The organism is Pseudomonas sp. NFIX10 (assembly GCF_900111955.1).
GTDB classification, from domain to species: Bacteria; Pseudomonadota; Gammaproteobacteria; order Pseudomonadales; family Pseudomonadaceae; genus Aquipseudomonas; species Aquipseudomonas fluorescens_AA.
The window spans coordinates 87,186-102,334 of record NZ_FOKH01000010.1 but is presented as its reverse complement, the minus strand read 5'-3'; the positions used below and the strand labels follow the sequence as shown (position 1 = coordinate 102,334).

Here is a 15,149-nt window from a genome sequence, read left to right as displayed (position 1 = left end):
GATTACTCGGCCATCGAAGAAGAACGGGAGGTAGGGATAGGCGGAACCGGGTCATAACCGCCGGGATTCCACGGATGACAGCGACCTAAACGACGAAAGGTCAGCCAGCCACCGCGCAGGAGGCCATGATTTTCTATGGCTTCGTACGCGTAGCAGGAACAACTGGGGTAGAAACGACAGTGACTGGCCATCAAAGGACTAATGGCATAGCGATAAAACTGGATCGGAACGAGTGCCAGTTTACGCATCGGGACTGTCTACCCCTACAGTTTCGGTGTTGACTGCCGGTACTGGCTTGTTGCGCGCCAGACGTTTCCAGAGCTTGCCGAAATGCTGAATCAATTCGGGGTTTTCTACGTCACCCAAACCTTTGCGCGCGACGATAACGATGTCCCATCCAACCAGTGAATCCTGGTTCAGGCGAAACGATTCGCGCATCAGACGTTTGAGGCGATTGCGCTCAACGGAGAGCTTGACGCTCTTTTTCCCGATAACCAGCCCTAGTCGGGGGTGATCGAGATCGTTGTTGCGCGCAAGGAGCAGGAGATTTTTCCCCGGAACCTTGCCGGTAGGGGAGTCAAAGACTGCCTTGAAATGCCGGGGTGTAAGCAGACGCTTTTCCCGACTGAAGTCCTGACTCACCTCCAGTGCCGGATTATCAAACTGCCAGACGCGCACGACCTTTGGCGCGACGACGCGACAGGACGGCACGACCGTTCTTGGTAGCCATGCGAGCACGGAAACCGTGGGTACGAGCGCGTTTGATAGTGCTTGGTTGGAAAGTACGTTTCATGTCGTGTTACCTGGTTCGTCCACAACGGGCCGGAATGGCCCCCGTTTTAAGAGACCGGGGATTCTAGAGAAAGCAAGCCTCTAGGTCAATTTCCAACCAGCGTTTCCTTTAAATAGATATCCAGCCCCTTTCGGCGGATTCATCACACCGCGCTAGATATAGAAATAAAGAAGGGAATTATTTAAAGCTTTTCTGTAAAGCTTATAAAAGCAAGGTTGCCACCTGTCTGTGGATAACCATGCCAAGGCCTTGTAATCCGCCATGTACAGAGAATGACAACTACAGGGGAAAGCAGTGGCAAGCCTGTGCTGCGCTGTCGGATAAGCTGTGGGTGGAATGGCCTGTTATCCACAGGGCGGTTATCCACCGAGTTTCGCCCCCACTTGTGCAACGACCTCAGGCTCGGTTATCCACAGAGCTTATCCACCGACCGTCGGTCGTCTTTCTCTCGGTTAACGCATTGATAAATCATGGGCAATGAGCAACCTGCGTGTGGATAAGTGCACGTCCGCTCGCTACAATGGCCGCTTGTTTTTGCCTCACCGGCTTTCAACTTAGGGGATATCCGTGTCAGTGGAACTTTGGCAGCAGTGCGTGGAGCTTTTGCGCGATGAGCTGCCTGCCCAACAATTCAACACTTGGATCCGTCCACTACAGGTCGAAGCCGAAGGCGACGAGTTGCGTGTCTATGCACCGAACCGTTTCGTTCTCGACTGGGTCAACGAAAAGTACCTGGGCCGGGTCATGGAACTGCTCGACGAGCACGGTAATGGCATGGCGCCTGCGTTGTCCTTATTAATAGGCAGCAAACGCAGTTCGGCACCCCGCGCCGCGCCCAATGCGCCGCTGGCCGCCGCGGCGTCACAAGCCCAGCAGGCTGCTGCCCCGGCCCCGGTGAACAACCACGCCGCCCCGGCGCCCGCGCCTGCCCCGAGCAAACGCAACACGCAAAAAGTCGCCGAAGTCAGCGAAGAGCCTTCCCGGGACAGCTTCGACCCCATGGCCGGTGCCAGCTCCCAGCAGGCTCCGGTGCGGGCCGAACAGCGCACCGTCCAGGTCGAAGGCGCGCTCAAGCACACCAGCTACCTGAACCGGACCTTTACCTTCGAGAATTTCGTCGAAGGTAAGTCCAACCAACTGGCCCGCGCGGCGGCCTGGCAGGTCGCGGACAACCCCAAGCACGGTTACAACCCGCTTTTCCTTTATGGCGGCGTCGGCTTGGGTAAGACCCACTTGATGCACGCCGTGGGCAACCATCTATTAAAGAAGAACCCGAATGCCAAGGTCGTGTACCTGCATTCCGAGCGGTTCGTGGCCGACATGGTCAAGGCGCTGCAACTGAACGCCATCAACGAGTTCAAGCGCTTCTACCGTTCGGTGGACGCCTTGCTGATCGACGACATTCAGTTCTTCGCCCGCAAGGAGCGTTCCCAGGAAGAGTTTTTCCACACCTTCAACGCATTGCTTGAAGGCGGGCAGCAGGTCATTCTCACCAGTGACCGCTACCCGAAAGAGATCGAAGGCCTCGAGGAACGCCTCAAGTCGCGTTTCGGCTGGGGCCTGACGGTGGCCGTCGAGCCGCCGGAGCTGGAGACCCGGGTCGCGATCCTGATGAAGAAGGCCGACCAGGCCAAGGTCGAGCTGCCTCACGACGCGGCATTCTTCATCGCTCAGCGTATCCGCTCGAACGTGCGTGAACTCGAAGGTGCCCTCAAGCGGGTCATCGCCCATTCGCACTTCATGGGCCGCGACATCACCATCGAGCTGATTCGCGAATCCTTGAAGGACCTGTTGGCGCTCCAGGACAAATTGGTTTCTGTGGATAACATTCAGCGAACGGTTGCTGAATACTACAAAATCAAGATATCCGACCTGCTGTCCAAACGCCGTTCACGTTCGGTAGCACGTCCGCGTCAGGTGGCCATGGCCCTGTCCAAGGAACTGACCAACCACAGCCTGCCGGAAATCGGCGATGTGTTTGGCGGACGCGACCACACCACCGTGCTGCACGCGTGCCGCAAGATCAACGAACTTAAGGAATCCGACGCGGACATCCGCGAGGACTACAAGAACCTGCTGCGTACACTGACCACTTGATGACCACCAGCGCAGCTTATTAAGGCAAGGGACTAGACCATGCATTTCACCATTCAACGCGAAGCCCTGTTGAAACCCCTGCAACTGGTCGCAGGCGTCGTCGAACGCCGCCAGACCTTGCCGGTACTTTCCAACGTGCTGCTGGTTGTCGAAGGCCAGCAATTGTCGCTGACCGGTACCGACCTGGAAGTCGAGCTGGTCGGTCGTGTGCAACTTGAGGAGCCGGCCGATCCGGGTTCCATCACCGTGCCGGCACGCAAGCTGATGGACATCTGCAAGAGCCTGCCCAACGACGCGCTGATCGACATCAAGGTCGATGAGCAGAAGCTCGTGGTCAAGGCCGGTCGCAGCCGCTTTACCTTGTCCACACTGCCCGCCAACGATTTCCCGACCGTCGAAGAAGGCCCGGGCTCGCTGACCTGCAGCTTGGACCAGAGCAAATTGCGTCGCCTGATCGAACGCACCAGTTTCGCCATGGCCCAGCAGGACGTGCGTTATTACCTCAATGGCATGCTTCTGGAAGTGTCGGCCGGCGTTATCCGCGCCGTCGCCACCGACGGTCACCGCCTGGCCATGTGCTCGATGCAGGCCGATATCGGTCAGCCGGATCGCCACCAAGTGATCGTGCCGCGTAAAGGCATCCTGGAGCTGGCCCGCCTGCTGACCGAGCCCGACGGCAACGTCAGCATCGTGTTGGGCCAACACCACATCCGCGCTACCACCGGTGAGTTCACCTTCACGTCGAAGCTGGTGGACGGCAAGTTCCCAGATTACGAGCGCGTGCTGCCAAAAGGCGGTGACAAGCTGGTCCTGGGCGATCGCCAGGCCCTGCGCGAAGCCTTCAGCCGTACCGCAATCCTGTCCAACGAGAAGTACCGCGGCATTCGTCTGCAACTGGCCAACGGGCAGTTGAAGATCCAGGCGAACAACCCGGAGCAGGAAGAAGCGGAAGAAGAAGTAGGCGTTGAGTACAACGGCGGCTCCCTGGAAATCGGCTTCAACGTCAGCTACCTGCTCGACGTGCTGGGCGTGATGACCACCGAGCAAGTGCGTCTGATCCTGTCTGACTCCAACAGCAGTGCGCTGGTGCAAGAGTCCGATAACGACGATTCGGCCTACGTTGTCATGCCGATGCGTCTGTAGTCGCTAAATGTCCTTAAGTCGCGTCTCGGTCACCGCGGTGCGCAATCTGCACCCGGTGACCTTCTCCCCCTCCCCCCGCATCAATATCCTTTACGGCGCCAACGGCAGCGGCAAAACCAGCGTGCTGGAGGCCGTGCACCTGCTGGGGCTTGCCCGTTCGTTCCGCAGCACCCGTCTGCTACCGGTCATCCAGTACGATCAACTGGCGTGCACGGTGTTCGGGCAGGTTGAACTGGCGGAAGGTGGCCATAGCGCCCTGGGGATCTCGCGGGACCGGCAAGGGGAATTCCAGATCCGCATCGATGGGCAGAACGCCCGCAGCGCTGCACAGCTGGCTGAGATCCTGCCGTTGCAACTGATCAACCCGGACAGCTTCCGCCTTTTGGAAGGCGCGCCGAAGATTCGCCGGCAATTTCTCGACTGGGGCGTGTTTCACGTAGAACCGCGCTTCATGACGACTTGGCAACGCCTGCAGAAGGCGCTGCGCCAGCGAAACTCTTGGCTGCGACATGGTACACTTGACGCCGTTTCGCAAGCGGTTTGGGACAGGGAACTGTGCCAGGCCAGCGCTGAAATCGATGAATACCGCCGCGCTTACATCAAAGCCTTGAAACCGGTCTTCGAGCAGACCTTGAGCGAACTGGTTGAGCTTGAGGGCCTGACGCTCAGCTATTACCGAGGCTGGGACAAGGACCGGGAACTGAGCACCGTGCTGGCTGGCTCGCTGCAGCGGGACCAGCAGATGGGCCATACCCAGGCTGGACCACAACGCGCTGACTTGCGCCTCAGATTGGGCGCACATAACGCCGCGGACATCTTGTCCCGGGGCCAGCAGAAGTTAGTGGTGTGTGCCTTGCGTATCGCCCAGGGGCATCTGGTCAGCCAGGCCCGGCGCGGTCAGTGTATTTATCTGGTGGATGACTTGCCGTCCGAGCTGGACGAAGCCCACCGCCGCGCGTTGTGCCGCTTGCTGGAAGACTTACGCTGCCAGGTGTTCATCACCTGTGTAGACCACGAATTATTGAGGGAAGGCTGGCAGACGGAAACGCCAGTCGCTCTGTTCCACGTGGAACAGGGCCGTATCACCCAGACCCACGACCATCGGGAGTGAAGGCATTGAGCGAAGAAAATACGTACGACTCAACGAGCATTAAAGTGCTGAAAGGCCTGGATGCCGTACGCAAACGTCCCGGTATGTACATTGGTGACACCGACGATGGCAGCGGTCTGCACCACATGGTGTTCGAGGTGGTCGACAACTCCATCGACGAAGCCCTCGCCGGCCATTGCGACGACATCAGCATCATCATCCACCCGGATGAGTCCATCACCGTTCGCGACAACGGCCGTGGCATCCCAGTAGACGTGCACAAAGAGGAAGGCGTTTCCGCCGCCGAGGTCATCATGACCGTCCTCCACGCCGGCGGTAAGTTCGACGATAACTCCTACAAGGTCTCCGGCGGTCTGCACGGCGTAGGTGTATCGGTGGTGAACGCGCTGTCCGAACAGCTTGTGCTCACGGTGCGCCGCAGTGGCAAGATCTGGGAACAGACCTACGTCCATGGCGTGCCTCAGGCACCCATGGCGATCGTTGGTGACAGCGAGTCCACCGGCACCCAGATCCACTTCAAGGCGTCGAGCGAAACCTTCAAGAACATCCACTTCAGCTGGGACATCCTGGCCAAGCGGATTCGCGAACTGTCCTTCCTCAACTCTGGTGTCGGCATCGTCCTCAAGGACGAGCGCAGCGGCAAGGAAGAGCTGTTCAAGTACGAAGGTGGCCTGCGTGCGTTCGTTGAGTACCTGAACACCAACAAGACCCCGGTCAACCAGGTGTTCCACTTCAACATCCAGCGTGAAGACGGCATCGGCGTGGAAATTGCCCTGCAGTGGAACGACAGCTTCAACGAGAACCTGTTGTGCTTCACCAACAACATTCCGCAGCGCGATGGCGGTACCCACCTGGTGGGCTTCCGTTCGGCGCTGACCCGTAACCTGAACAACTACATCGAACAGGAAGGCCTGGCGAAGAAGCATAAAGTCGCCACGACCGGTGACGATGCCCGCGAAGGCCTGACGGCGATCATTTCGGTGAAGGTGCCGGATCCGAAGTTCAGCTCCCAGACTAAAGACAAGCTGGTGTCTTCCGAAGTGAAGACCGCGGTCGAACAGGAAATGGGCAAGTACTTCTCCGACTTCCTGCTGGAAAACCCGAACGAAGCCAAGCTGGTGGTCGGCAAGATGATCGACGCCGCCCGTGCCCGTGAGGCCGCGCGCAAGGCCCGTGAGATGACTCGCCGCAAAGGCGCGCTAGACATCGCCGGCCTGCCGGGCAAACTGGCCGACTGCCAGGAAAAGGACCCTGCCCTGTCCGAGCTGTACCTGGTGGAAGGTGACTCTGCTGGCGGTTCCGCCAAGCAGGGCCGCAACCGTCGCACCCAGGCCATCCTGCCGCTCAAGGGTAAGATCCTCAACGTCGAGAAGGCGCGCTTCGACAAGATGATTTCCTCCCAGGAAGTCGGCACCTTGATCACCGCGCTGGGCTGCGGCATTGGCCGCGAAGAGTACAACATCGACAAGTTGCGCTATCACAACATCATCATCATGACCGATGCTGACGTCGACGGTTCGCACATCCGCACCCTGCTGCTGACGTTCTTCTTCCGTCAGTTGCCGGAGCTGATCGAGCGCGGCTACATCTACATCGCCCAGCCGCCGCTGTACAAGGTCAAGAAAGGCAAGCAAGAGCAATACATCAAAGACGACGACGCCATGGAAGAGTACATGACGCAGTCGGCCCTGGAAGACGCGAGCCTGCACTTGAACGAAGACGCCCCCGGTATTTCCGGTGAAGCCCTCGAGCGCCTGGTCAACGACTTCCGCCTGGTGATGAAGACCCTCAAGCGCCTGTCGCGCCTGTACCCACAGGAACTGACCGAGCACTTCATCTACCTGCCTGCCGTGAGCCTGGAGCAACTGTCCGATCACGCAGCGATGCAGGATTGGCTGGCCCAGTACGAAGTACGCCTGCGCACCGTCGAGAAATCCGGCCTGGTCTACAAAGCCAGCCTGCGCGAAGACCGTGAGCGTAACGTCTGGCTGCCGGAGGTCGAACTGATCTCCCACGGCCTGTCGAACTACGTCACCTTCAACCGCGACTTCTTCGGCAGCAACGACTACAAGACCGTCGTATCCCTTGGCGCGCAACTGAGCACGCTGCTGGACGAAGGTGCGTACATCCAACGGGGTGAGCGCAAGAAAGCCGTGACCGAGTTCAAGGAAGCCCTTGAATGGCTGATGGCCGAAAGCACCAAGCGCCACACCATCCAGCGATACAAAGGTCTGGGTGAAATGAACCCGGATCAGCTGTGGGAAACCACCATGGACCCAAGCTCGCGCCGGATGCTGAAAGTCACCATCGAAGACGCCATTGGCGCGGACCAGATCTTCAACACCCTGATGGGTGATGCGGTCGAGCCTCGTCGTGACTTCATCGAGAGCAATGCGTTGGCGGTGTCCAACCTGGATTTCTGATCCTTGTCGGCTCACAAAATAGATGCAAAAAATCACAAATAAATGAGTCAAGTCCACCATATCGGTGGGTCTGCTGGAGGCCAGCGCAGAGCGCTGGCTTTTTTTTGCATAAATTTTGTAGAGACTTGTTTGACTCTCAGAAGAACCTACGTCTTTCACAAATTTATGAAACTACTTACCAGAGTTGGGGATGCACTAGGAGTCACTACTACCAATAAAGATAAGGTGCTAACGACATCGCAGAAATCATCAGGCGGCTTAGTGTCCAGTCGAGGACTTTCATTGGGAGGATAAACAGTTTCTCTAGTATAAATAATACGTATTAACTTTTCGTTTATCTATAGGATGGATACGTATTTACTTTTAATAGCTCCGAGCTAACTAGTAGAATCATATTAAAGCATAACGGGTGGAGTTAATACTGTAACTGCAATTTTGTTGGCTGTTTGTATTATGTTTTGGTGTTATGAGGGCAAGGGGCGTTAGTTATTTTTGTGCTGTTTTTTGTGGATTTTGGTTTCTGTCTGGCTTAGTATTTCTCGGTTAATTAGGCGTGTTTTTATAGGGGGGCGGAATTAAAAAAATCGGTTTAGAGTATTTGTTAAATTCTTCGTCCCCTGCATATAGCAGGCGTCGTGAAAGGTTGACAGTACGGAGTTCAGGTTATCGAAATTTAAAAAAGCGTGAGCTGCCAAGCATTTGATGCCTGGTCACTGGTGACAATCAAAATCAATAACGAAAAGACCTTTGATTTCGTCCAGGTACCTGATTTCATGAGTGGCTGTAAGAGGTGATGACATGGGCTACTCCATAATTTATGGGCGATGCTTTACCACCAAGAGTGATGGTATCTTCACGTCAGTGGTTATGCAACCAGTCTGTACATGCATACAGTTTCCGTAGGGAGAATTTCCAGTAGCTGTTTTTTGCCGGTACCTAGTGGAACGGGGTGCGCCTGAGACATCTTATTCAATGCCCGGAGCGCACCACCATGATTGGCTGTAAACTGGCTTTTTTAGCTGTTAACCACCGCGGGTTACTGATGAAAAAATCGGTTAACTACCTACCCAAAGCATGAGTTGCAAAATTACTAAGCAGATATTTTTGAAGACAGCTCCCTGAGAAATTCTCGGCTAGATTGAATTGCTTGTTTAAAGCGTTCTTCGCCCTCTCTAACTCGACTTTGATCATGGATAAAGGCTTCCATCTCAGCCATATTGTCGTCAATATCTTGCTCGCTGCCTCCCATCTTTGGGGACGTTAGCCTAATTGAACTGTAAAAACTAAGTGCGTTAGCAAGATTGCTATCTATAGAGAGGCCGATGGAAGCCGGTACGTAGCGCCCGTGGCTTTGATTGATAAATTGTGTCTGCACATTGCATATGGACAATATGTCTAAATCTGCCAACCCTTCCAAATTACCCTTGGCGGTAAGCTTTAGCACTTTGGTAAGTAGATATTTCCTATCGGCTCCGTAGTGGGCAATAATTTGCTGATCGTTGAGTTTGCATTCAGCGATTTTTTTCTCGATATGTTCTATAAAAAAACTGCTAGCTGTACGCTTGTCAAAGTATTCTAGTTCGATTTTCTCGTACAACCCTTCAGCTGCAAAAACGGGTGGAACGATGATGAATTCTCCATTTTTCGCTGGTATTCCGGCGAAACCGCACCCCGGGGGTTGGAAAAAGTTGAAGCGCCAGTCTCTTCGCTCATAAGAATGCAGTGTTTTTGTTATTTTATCTGCATCGTTCTGGATCAGGTTTAGATAATACTCAGCTCCGGAATATGTTTCGATCCCGTCAAAAAATAAAACCGAACCGAGCTCATCTTCTATAATGGACTTCAGTTCCTTAAACTTTTCCCAGTGCTCCCGTGTGCTTTTAACATTTCTTAGTCTTAGATATTCGTAGAAAACGCTCGGCCTGATAACTAAGTCGATGTGGTGAGGAAGTTTTTTTATTAGTATGAAGACTAAAAGTATCGAAAGAACCCCCTCGTTAATTTTTCCTTGTCGATAATCCTCCAGTCGCATAATAATATTTGAATCTAAAACGAGCCTGTAAGGTCCACGCAGCATTACAGAGCTTTCAATTTGATCAAGTAGTATTACGAAATTTTCGACAAATCTCTTACGGCTCTTTGGGTTTAATTCATTAGAATACTTAATGATTTCGTCGATGTTCATTGTCTTGTGAATTCGCTCAGCTGGATATTTTGGTCGATTTCTAATTGGAAGGCATATGGGGTGGCTAATCGACAACCCGAGTTGGAAATTTTCATCACTTTCTAGATGGTGGCAATTAGCCTCCATGGTCAACACGAAATCACGGTTATTGTGTGAGAGTCAACAATATTCAAAGCAGCGAGCAGAGAGCACCCTAGAGATTGATGTCGTTCGAGTCCCATCACGTCGTGCGGTACGGACACCCGGCGTACGCCGGCAGCCGCAAAAGCTATGGAAAACGTGAAATACCGACCAACACACCTTCCACTCAAGTTTGATCCAGGACTATGCTCGTAGATAGCCCTTAGCCACCAATATCGCTCTTTGCCGCTAGGGACCAGCCAACAGGACAGGGAGGTGGAGAGTGAAATTCGATTTAAGGAACGCGATCAACAGTATCTCAGACGTGGTGATGAACCGACCCGCCCCCTTGCGCGAGTTCGACCAGATCTACATGAAAGTGGCCGACATGGTTATCCAGGCTGAATACGTCGCCCGAGTGTTCAATGGAAAGAAAGTCGTATTCGTGGGAGATGGGGACGGAATCGCTCTTTCAGCGGCACACCTGAAGGCCCAAGATGTAATCGATTACGGCCCATCCTCAATCACTCTGCTCGATTTCGACGAGCGCATCGTCAATTCAGTGCTGCGATTCGGCGAAAAACTGGCACCCAAGATCGAAATCACTGCTCACCTGTACAACGTCGCTGACCCCCTTCCGCCAGAGCACTTCGGGGCCTATGACGGTTTTCACATCAATCCCCCATGGGGAGCAAGTAACGCCGGCCAAAGTGTCACAGCGTTTCTGGAGCGAGGCAGTCAAGCTACAAACGCAAAAGGGTTGGGTATCGTAGTAATTGCTGATGACCCAGACCTTCCCTGGACTCAGGAGGTGTTGAGGGATACGCAAAAAAGAGCTATCGAATTGGGGTATGTCGTATCGGAAATGCTACCTCAGCTTCATCTCTACCACTTGGATGATGCCCCCGATTTGCGCTCTTGCTCTTGCCTATTTCGGCGGGTGGTCCCCGGCCTGATGGAGAAGGGTTCGGAAAAGTTATCAGCTAATCGACTCAGCAATTTCTACGGTAAGAACAACCCGCTCATCTATAAATATGTACGCGAGACGCCAAGCCTCAATGTCAATCGAGAGGCCGACCAGCGCTATTCACTTGAACACTACAAGGAGGTTCCGGATGTCTAATCCGCTTGAGAATGGTCAAGGCCTGATCTTTATGAAGGTCGGACTGCACGCATCAGAGAGCCTCGAAGACATCGTGCGAAGAAAGCGCCGGGAGTTTGAAGAAGCCGGTTCAATCTTTTGGGGCTATGGGGGCAGTTCATGCCATCCCCGGACGATGGTACAGCCATTCGGAAAGTCGATGCAGGAAGAGGGGAAACACCTGCTCATCATCATGAACGAGATGAACTCCAAGCACGCCGCGCCTCCAGTTGCCGCAACCCACTATTCTGAGGATGGCGTTGACTGGGAAGCCGTACCAAAAGGCATTGAAGTTCGTGGCTCCCGTTTTGCACTTGTCCTTGATGAGCTACGGCTCGACGAGTTCGAAGTCAATCTGAACGATTTCGAGGTGGGCTTAGGACAATCTCGAGGGAAAGTCGCCTCGGAATACTTGAAAGGTCAAAACGACAAGGGCTGTCTTATCTATCACGAACCTCATGTCCCTCCACCGCCTGAGGAGCGGATCGTTAAGCGGATAGGCCTGATAGCTAGAGTGAAGCCACCTTTCGCAGTGTTCCTAAAGAACTGAAACGGGGGAGTCCAGGAATGGGACAAATAATCTATCTGACGGGTGCACCGGCGACGGGAAAATCCACGCTGACCGAGCGCCTGGCTGAGCTGTCGGACCAGATAACCGTATTTACCTACAGTAAGGAGCTTGCTCGGGTTACGTCTGCCCGCGTGGGATTGGTCAGTCAGAGCGATATGCGAGAACAATCGGCGAAGCTGATCACTTGCGAAGATGTGGGGCTGGTTGACGCTGAACTGATTGAGATGGCTGCACGGTTCAAGCACAAGGAAGGCTACCTTGTGATTGATTCACATGCCGTCACAATCGAGAGCTTCGGATTCAGGGTCACTCCGTTCTCTAAGGCAATGTTGCACGACTTGGCACCGGACGTAATCGTCTGTCTCTACGCCGACGCCCAGACTCTTATTGATCGTATAAAAGCAGATCCCGCAGGACGGCCTTTACCGCCGCCAAGTGAACTCGATCGGCATGTCAGTCTTCAATGCCAGATTGCATCTCTCTATGCATTCGAGACGGGGGCGAGGCTCTACTACCAGGATGCTTCAAAGTCTGGAGTAGAGGTGTTGCAAGACTTCTTACAGGTATCCCGGATCGCTATCTCAGATAGCGGCGGCTAATCCGTGATCGGTACCAAAAAGGTCGAGAGTAAATGGTGCGCAGGCTTCTGGCTTGCGCTTGCCACGCAGCCTGGAGACAAGCAGATTCCAATCCGCAACGCCTCCGCTGGCTGAGACCTTCTCGATGGACTGTACATCGTGAGGCGAAAGCAACTCAGGGTCGCAAAGCTGTACCGAATAAGGCGCCTCCATGGTAGCGACGAAGCTCACTGCGTACTTTTTGGTAACGTTACCGCTTATCGCGAACTCGGCGTTCTTCACCACAGCCGTAACCTGCGAAGCGCCCAATGGTTTGTCGCTGGAGAAGTTCCTCAGGTACGCCGCCGTCACCTCAAGCTCCGTCCCCGCCCCCAAACGATCAGCGGATTTGCAGACCAGAGCATAGTGACTGGACTTGCGCCGCCCCGATGGCAGGTCTGCGCGGCTAGTAATCAACACGTGCTCTGGAAGTGGCACAGTATTTCCTCGGCCGTCGATCCAGCTGTTCCAGACAAAAACGTCGCCGGGAGTTACGTCGATGGCTTTGGCCTTGCTGGACATCGGTGAAAACAACACCTTCATTTCTTCTTCGATGGAAGCAGCCGCATCGCGGGCGTTCTCACCTAGGGACTGGCCAATTCCCCAAAAAAACAGACCATCCCCCAACTGACGCTCCCACTCCTTGCGACGAATGATCAAATCAAGGCCTTCGCCAGATTCGATACCCATTTTGGTCCAGCAGAAGGTAGAGGGGATCATTGTTATGAGTCCGAGTTTGCATTGACGATCGTAAGCATAGCAATTTTCTATTCATTTTAAAAATGAATTCACATATATTGAATATCATGAATAGCACACAGGTCCGGGTTTACTATACCCAAATCATAGATTCCCTAAGGTCGGATCCCCGCAGCGACGCTGAGATTGCCCGCAGAAGTGGGGTTTCCCAGCCAACTGTGTGGCGATTGCGTAACGGTGCACAACCGAGGCTCCGCTTCAGTGAACAATTCAATAAGCTTTGCAATTTTTATGGTCTTACTGAATTAAAACCCGATCTCCCTGGCAGTTCATTGGAGGGCGAGCTGAAGGGTGCAATAATGGCAATATGGGATGGCTCGGATGCCCATGCCCGGGCACTGATCAAAGTTATTCGCAGCCTCAAGGGGCTTGCCACAACTCAAGCTGATCAATCTGCCCAGCTCACTGCTGAAGGAGGTCGCAATGCCGGCCACACAAATTGATCGAATCTTCGGGGCTCTGGAGTCCGCGGGATATCCGCGGGCATTTCAGAACTCCTTGCTACCCGAATGGGTGACTGATGAGATGCTTCAGGACGAGGGCGCGGCTATTGAGGTTGCTTCGATCCTGGCGAAAAGACTCGGCCTAAGGGTCGCACCGCTGTTCTCCGATAATCCGGGACTTGAGGAGCTTCGCCGGCGGGACACGAAGTACAAAAGATCCATCCCGAACAAATCCAAAAACCTCAGCGCCGCGACGTCCTTGGCGATGTTCGTGGCAGAGTCAGTCGCGTATGCGACGCCCTATGACTACACACCATTTTCACCAGATCCGCTTGAACTCAGGGCCGAGATTCTAGGCACCGAGGGTGGTAACTGGTTGGGCCTGCGAAACCTGCTTCAGGCATGCTGGCGACATGGTGTGCCGGTGATCTACTTAGACCATATCGGTGACGGGCTTCCGAAAATGGATGGCATGGTCACTATGTTCGACGGGCGTCCAGTCATCATCCTGTCCAAGAAGAGCAGCTCCTGGGCCTGGCAGTCATTCATCATCGCTCACGAAATCGGCCACTGCGCCCTAGGGCACGTCGAACCGGATGAAATTCTTATCGATGAGGCGCTGGGTGAGCAGTCGTATGCCCTTGATGATCCTGATGAAGATGAGCAAGCGGCCGATCGGTTTGCTATCACTATGTTGAACGGCAGAGAGGATGCAACGTATGGCCATGGCACCGGGCGCATGTCCGCGCAAGGCCTCGCGGAAGCGGCCATGGCATATGGAAAGGCGAATCATGTCGACCCTGGTCATGTAGTGCTTAATTTCGCGAAGCACAACAACGCATGGGCGCTGGGAATGGCGGCGATTAATAATCTGCAGGCTGGCTTCAAGCCTGCTGGGGTTGTCGTTAATGACCTGCTTTGGCGACGTGTACATCAAGATGTTCTTCCTGATGACACGATCGAGTTACTCCGCCGCGTGGCACCAGCCGAATAGGATTTCGCATGGCGCTCAAACTCTTCGTAGACAACGACGTGATCTTGAAGCTTGCTCAGTATGGAATCCTCGAGCACCTGCCTAAGTTATTCATAGGCCAGAATGGTCAAATTCATCTGCTGGCCTTGGATTCGGCCCGATACAAGCTGCTACCGAAGCGAAACCGCATCGAGTTGTGCAAAACCGAAGAAGCAGCCATTCAAATTGAGGGGTTTCTAGATAGCGCAACGAAATTGACATCTGCGGATGTGGATCTCGAGGTGTTGGATCGGTTAAACGCCGCGCCGGGCATTGATGCCGGTGAGGCCCTCTTGTTTGCGGCTGCCGCAAAAGCTGCTGACGGTCGAGTCTTAACAGGTGACAAGCGTGCACTGGCGGGACTTGCCGAACAAAACCTCGATCACATCGGCCCACTGCTTATCAACAAAGTCATAACTCTGGAGGCCCTAATCCAGGGATTTGTCGAGCTAGATCACGCCGCGACTCAAAACGCCGTGCGTTCAAATCCAGCTGTGGATAAAGCATTAAGCATGGTTTTCGGCGTATCAGCAGCCGCTTCTGAGGAAAGCGTAGGGGCAGGACTGGGTTCGTATGTTGGACATGTCAGAAAATCCTTGGGCGAGATCTTGAACAGCGGTCCTCCGTTCGACTGACTCTCTCTAATCCCTCGTTTACGAGCAAGGTTCGGGCTGCGGTCAACCTCTTCGGCCTATTCAAGAAACATCGCGAGCTTTTCTGCTGGTAACAAACAT

The 15,149-nt window shown here is 54.2% G+C and carries 15 protein-coding genes; 10 read left to right on the top strand and 5 right to left on the bottom strand.

Features of this window, described 5'->3' with window-relative positions; genetic code table 11:
* Nucleotides 1-2: 2 nt before the first annotated feature.
* From yidD to rpmH, 3 genes are read right to left on the bottom strand one after another with little or no spacing between them, the layout of a single operon-like run.
* Nucleotides 3-248 carry a membrane protein insertion efficiency factor YidD gene (gene yidD, locus BM321_RS11620; protein WP_010465488.1) on the bottom strand — a complete coding sequence of 82 codons (246 nt, stop codon included), beginning with the start codon at nucleotides 246-248 and terminating at the stop codon, nucleotides 3-5.
* Nucleotides 241-642: a ribonuclease P protein component gene (rnpA, locus tag BM321_RS11615; protein WP_218130119.1), complete on the bottom strand. Its 402-nt coding sequence runs from the start codon at nucleotides 640-642 to the stop codon at nucleotides 241-243. The genes yidD and rnpA overlap by 8 nt, the downstream gene beginning before the upstream one ends.
* A gap of 16 nt (nucleotides 643-658) precedes the next feature.
* A complete protein-coding gene (gene rpmH / locus BM321_RS11610; protein WP_003213577.1) occupies nucleotides 659-793 on the bottom strand; it encodes a 50S ribosomal protein L34 in 135 nt (44 codons plus the stop codon).
* A gap of 567 nt (nucleotides 794-1,360) precedes the next feature.
* On the opposite strand from rpmH, the gene dnaA reads away from it, so the two are divergent.
* From dnaA to gyrB, 4 genes are read left to right on the top strand one after another with little or no spacing between them, the layout of a single operon-like run.
* Entirely contained in the window at nucleotides 1,361-2,890 is a 1,530-nt protein-coding gene (dnaA, locus tag BM321_RS11605; protein ID WP_092257036.1) for a chromosomal replication initiator protein DnaA, read from the top strand.
* Between the two features lie 39 nt (nucleotides 2,891-2,929).
* Nucleotides 2,930-4,033 carry a DNA polymerase III subunit beta gene (gene dnaN, locus BM321_RS11600; protein WP_003196145.1) on the top strand — a complete coding sequence of 368 codons (1,104 nt, stop codon included), beginning with the start codon at nucleotides 2,930-2,932 and terminating at the stop codon, nucleotides 4,031-4,033.
* Between the two features lie 7 nt (nucleotides 4,034-4,040).
* Entirely contained in the window at nucleotides 4,041-5,144 is a 1,104-nt protein-coding gene (gene recF / locus BM321_RS11595; RefSeq protein WP_003196148.1) for a DNA replication/repair protein RecF, read from the top strand.
* Nucleotides 5,145-5,149: 5 nt separating this feature from the next.
* Nucleotides 5,150-7,567: a DNA topoisomerase (ATP-hydrolyzing) subunit B gene (gene gyrB / locus BM321_RS11590; protein WP_072407669.1), complete on the top strand. Its 2,418-nt coding sequence runs from the start codon at nucleotides 5,150-5,152 to the stop codon at nucleotides 7,565-7,567.
* Between the two features lie 1,090 nt (nucleotides 7,568-8,657).
* Here gyrB and BM321_RS11585 read toward each other — a convergent pair.
* Complete coding sequence (locus BM321_RS11585) at nucleotides 8,658-9,752, bottom strand: hypothetical protein (protein ID WP_092490780.1); 1,095 nt, start codon at nucleotides 9,750-9,752, stop codon at nucleotides 8,658-8,660.
* Nucleotides 9,753-10,155: 403 nt separating this feature from the next.
* On the opposite strand from BM321_RS11585, the gene BM321_RS11580 reads away from it, so the two are divergent.
* From BM321_RS11580 to BM321_RS11570, 3 genes are read left to right on the top strand one after another with little or no spacing between them, the layout of a single operon-like run.
* On the top strand, nucleotides 10,156-10,995 hold the full coding sequence (locus tag BM321_RS11580) for a bis-aminopropyl spermidine synthase family protein (protein WP_092442614.1): 840 nt from the start codon (nucleotides 10,156-10,158) through the stop codon (nucleotides 10,993-10,995).
* Entirely contained in the window at nucleotides 10,988-11,563 is a 576-nt protein-coding gene (locus BM321_RS11575; protein WP_092442613.1) for a hypothetical protein, read from the top strand. Before BM321_RS11580 ends, BM321_RS11575 begins: the two co-directional genes overlap by 8 nt.
* 17 nt (nucleotides 11,564-11,580) lie before the next feature.
* The gene (locus tag BM321_RS11570; RefSeq protein ID WP_092442612.1) at nucleotides 11,581-12,183 is read left to right on the top strand and encodes an ATP-binding protein; all 603 of its coding nucleotides are present in this window, start codon (nucleotides 11,581-11,583) and stop codon (nucleotides 12,181-12,183) included.
* Here BM321_RS11570 and BM321_RS11565 read toward each other — a convergent pair.
* On the bottom strand, nucleotides 12,166-12,891 hold the full coding sequence (locus BM321_RS11565) for a hypothetical protein (protein WP_256573422.1): 726 nt from the start codon (nucleotides 12,889-12,891) through the stop codon (nucleotides 12,166-12,168). The two genes, BM321_RS11570 and BM321_RS11565, sit on opposite strands and share 18 nt — an antisense overlap.
* Before the next feature lie 236 nt (nucleotides 12,892-13,127).
* Here BM321_RS11565 and BM321_RS11560 point away from each other — a divergent pair, with 236 nt between their 5' ends.
* Genes BM321_RS11560 through BM321_RS11550 form a run of 3 tightly spaced genes read left to right on the top strand, consistent with a single transcriptional unit; the run spans nucleotide 13,128 to nucleotide 15,050 of the window.
* Complete coding sequence (locus tag BM321_RS11560; RefSeq protein ID WP_218190450.1) at nucleotides 13,128-13,403, top strand: hypothetical protein; 276 nt, start codon at nucleotides 13,128-13,130, stop codon at nucleotides 13,401-13,403.
* Nucleotides 13,384-14,397, top strand: a complete 1,014-nt coding sequence (locus BM321_RS11555; protein ID WP_092442609.1) for a M78 family metallopeptidase domain-containing protein — start codon at nucleotides 13,384-13,386, stop codon at nucleotides 14,395-14,397. The genes BM321_RS11560 and BM321_RS11555 overlap by 20 nt, the downstream gene beginning before the upstream one ends.
* An 8-nt stretch (nucleotides 14,398-14,405) precedes the next feature.
* On the top strand, nucleotides 14,406-15,050 hold the full coding sequence (locus tag BM321_RS11550) for a hypothetical protein (protein ID WP_092442608.1): 645 nt from the start codon (nucleotides 14,406-14,408) through the stop codon (nucleotides 15,048-15,050).
* Nucleotides 15,051-15,149: the final 99 nt, after the last annotated feature.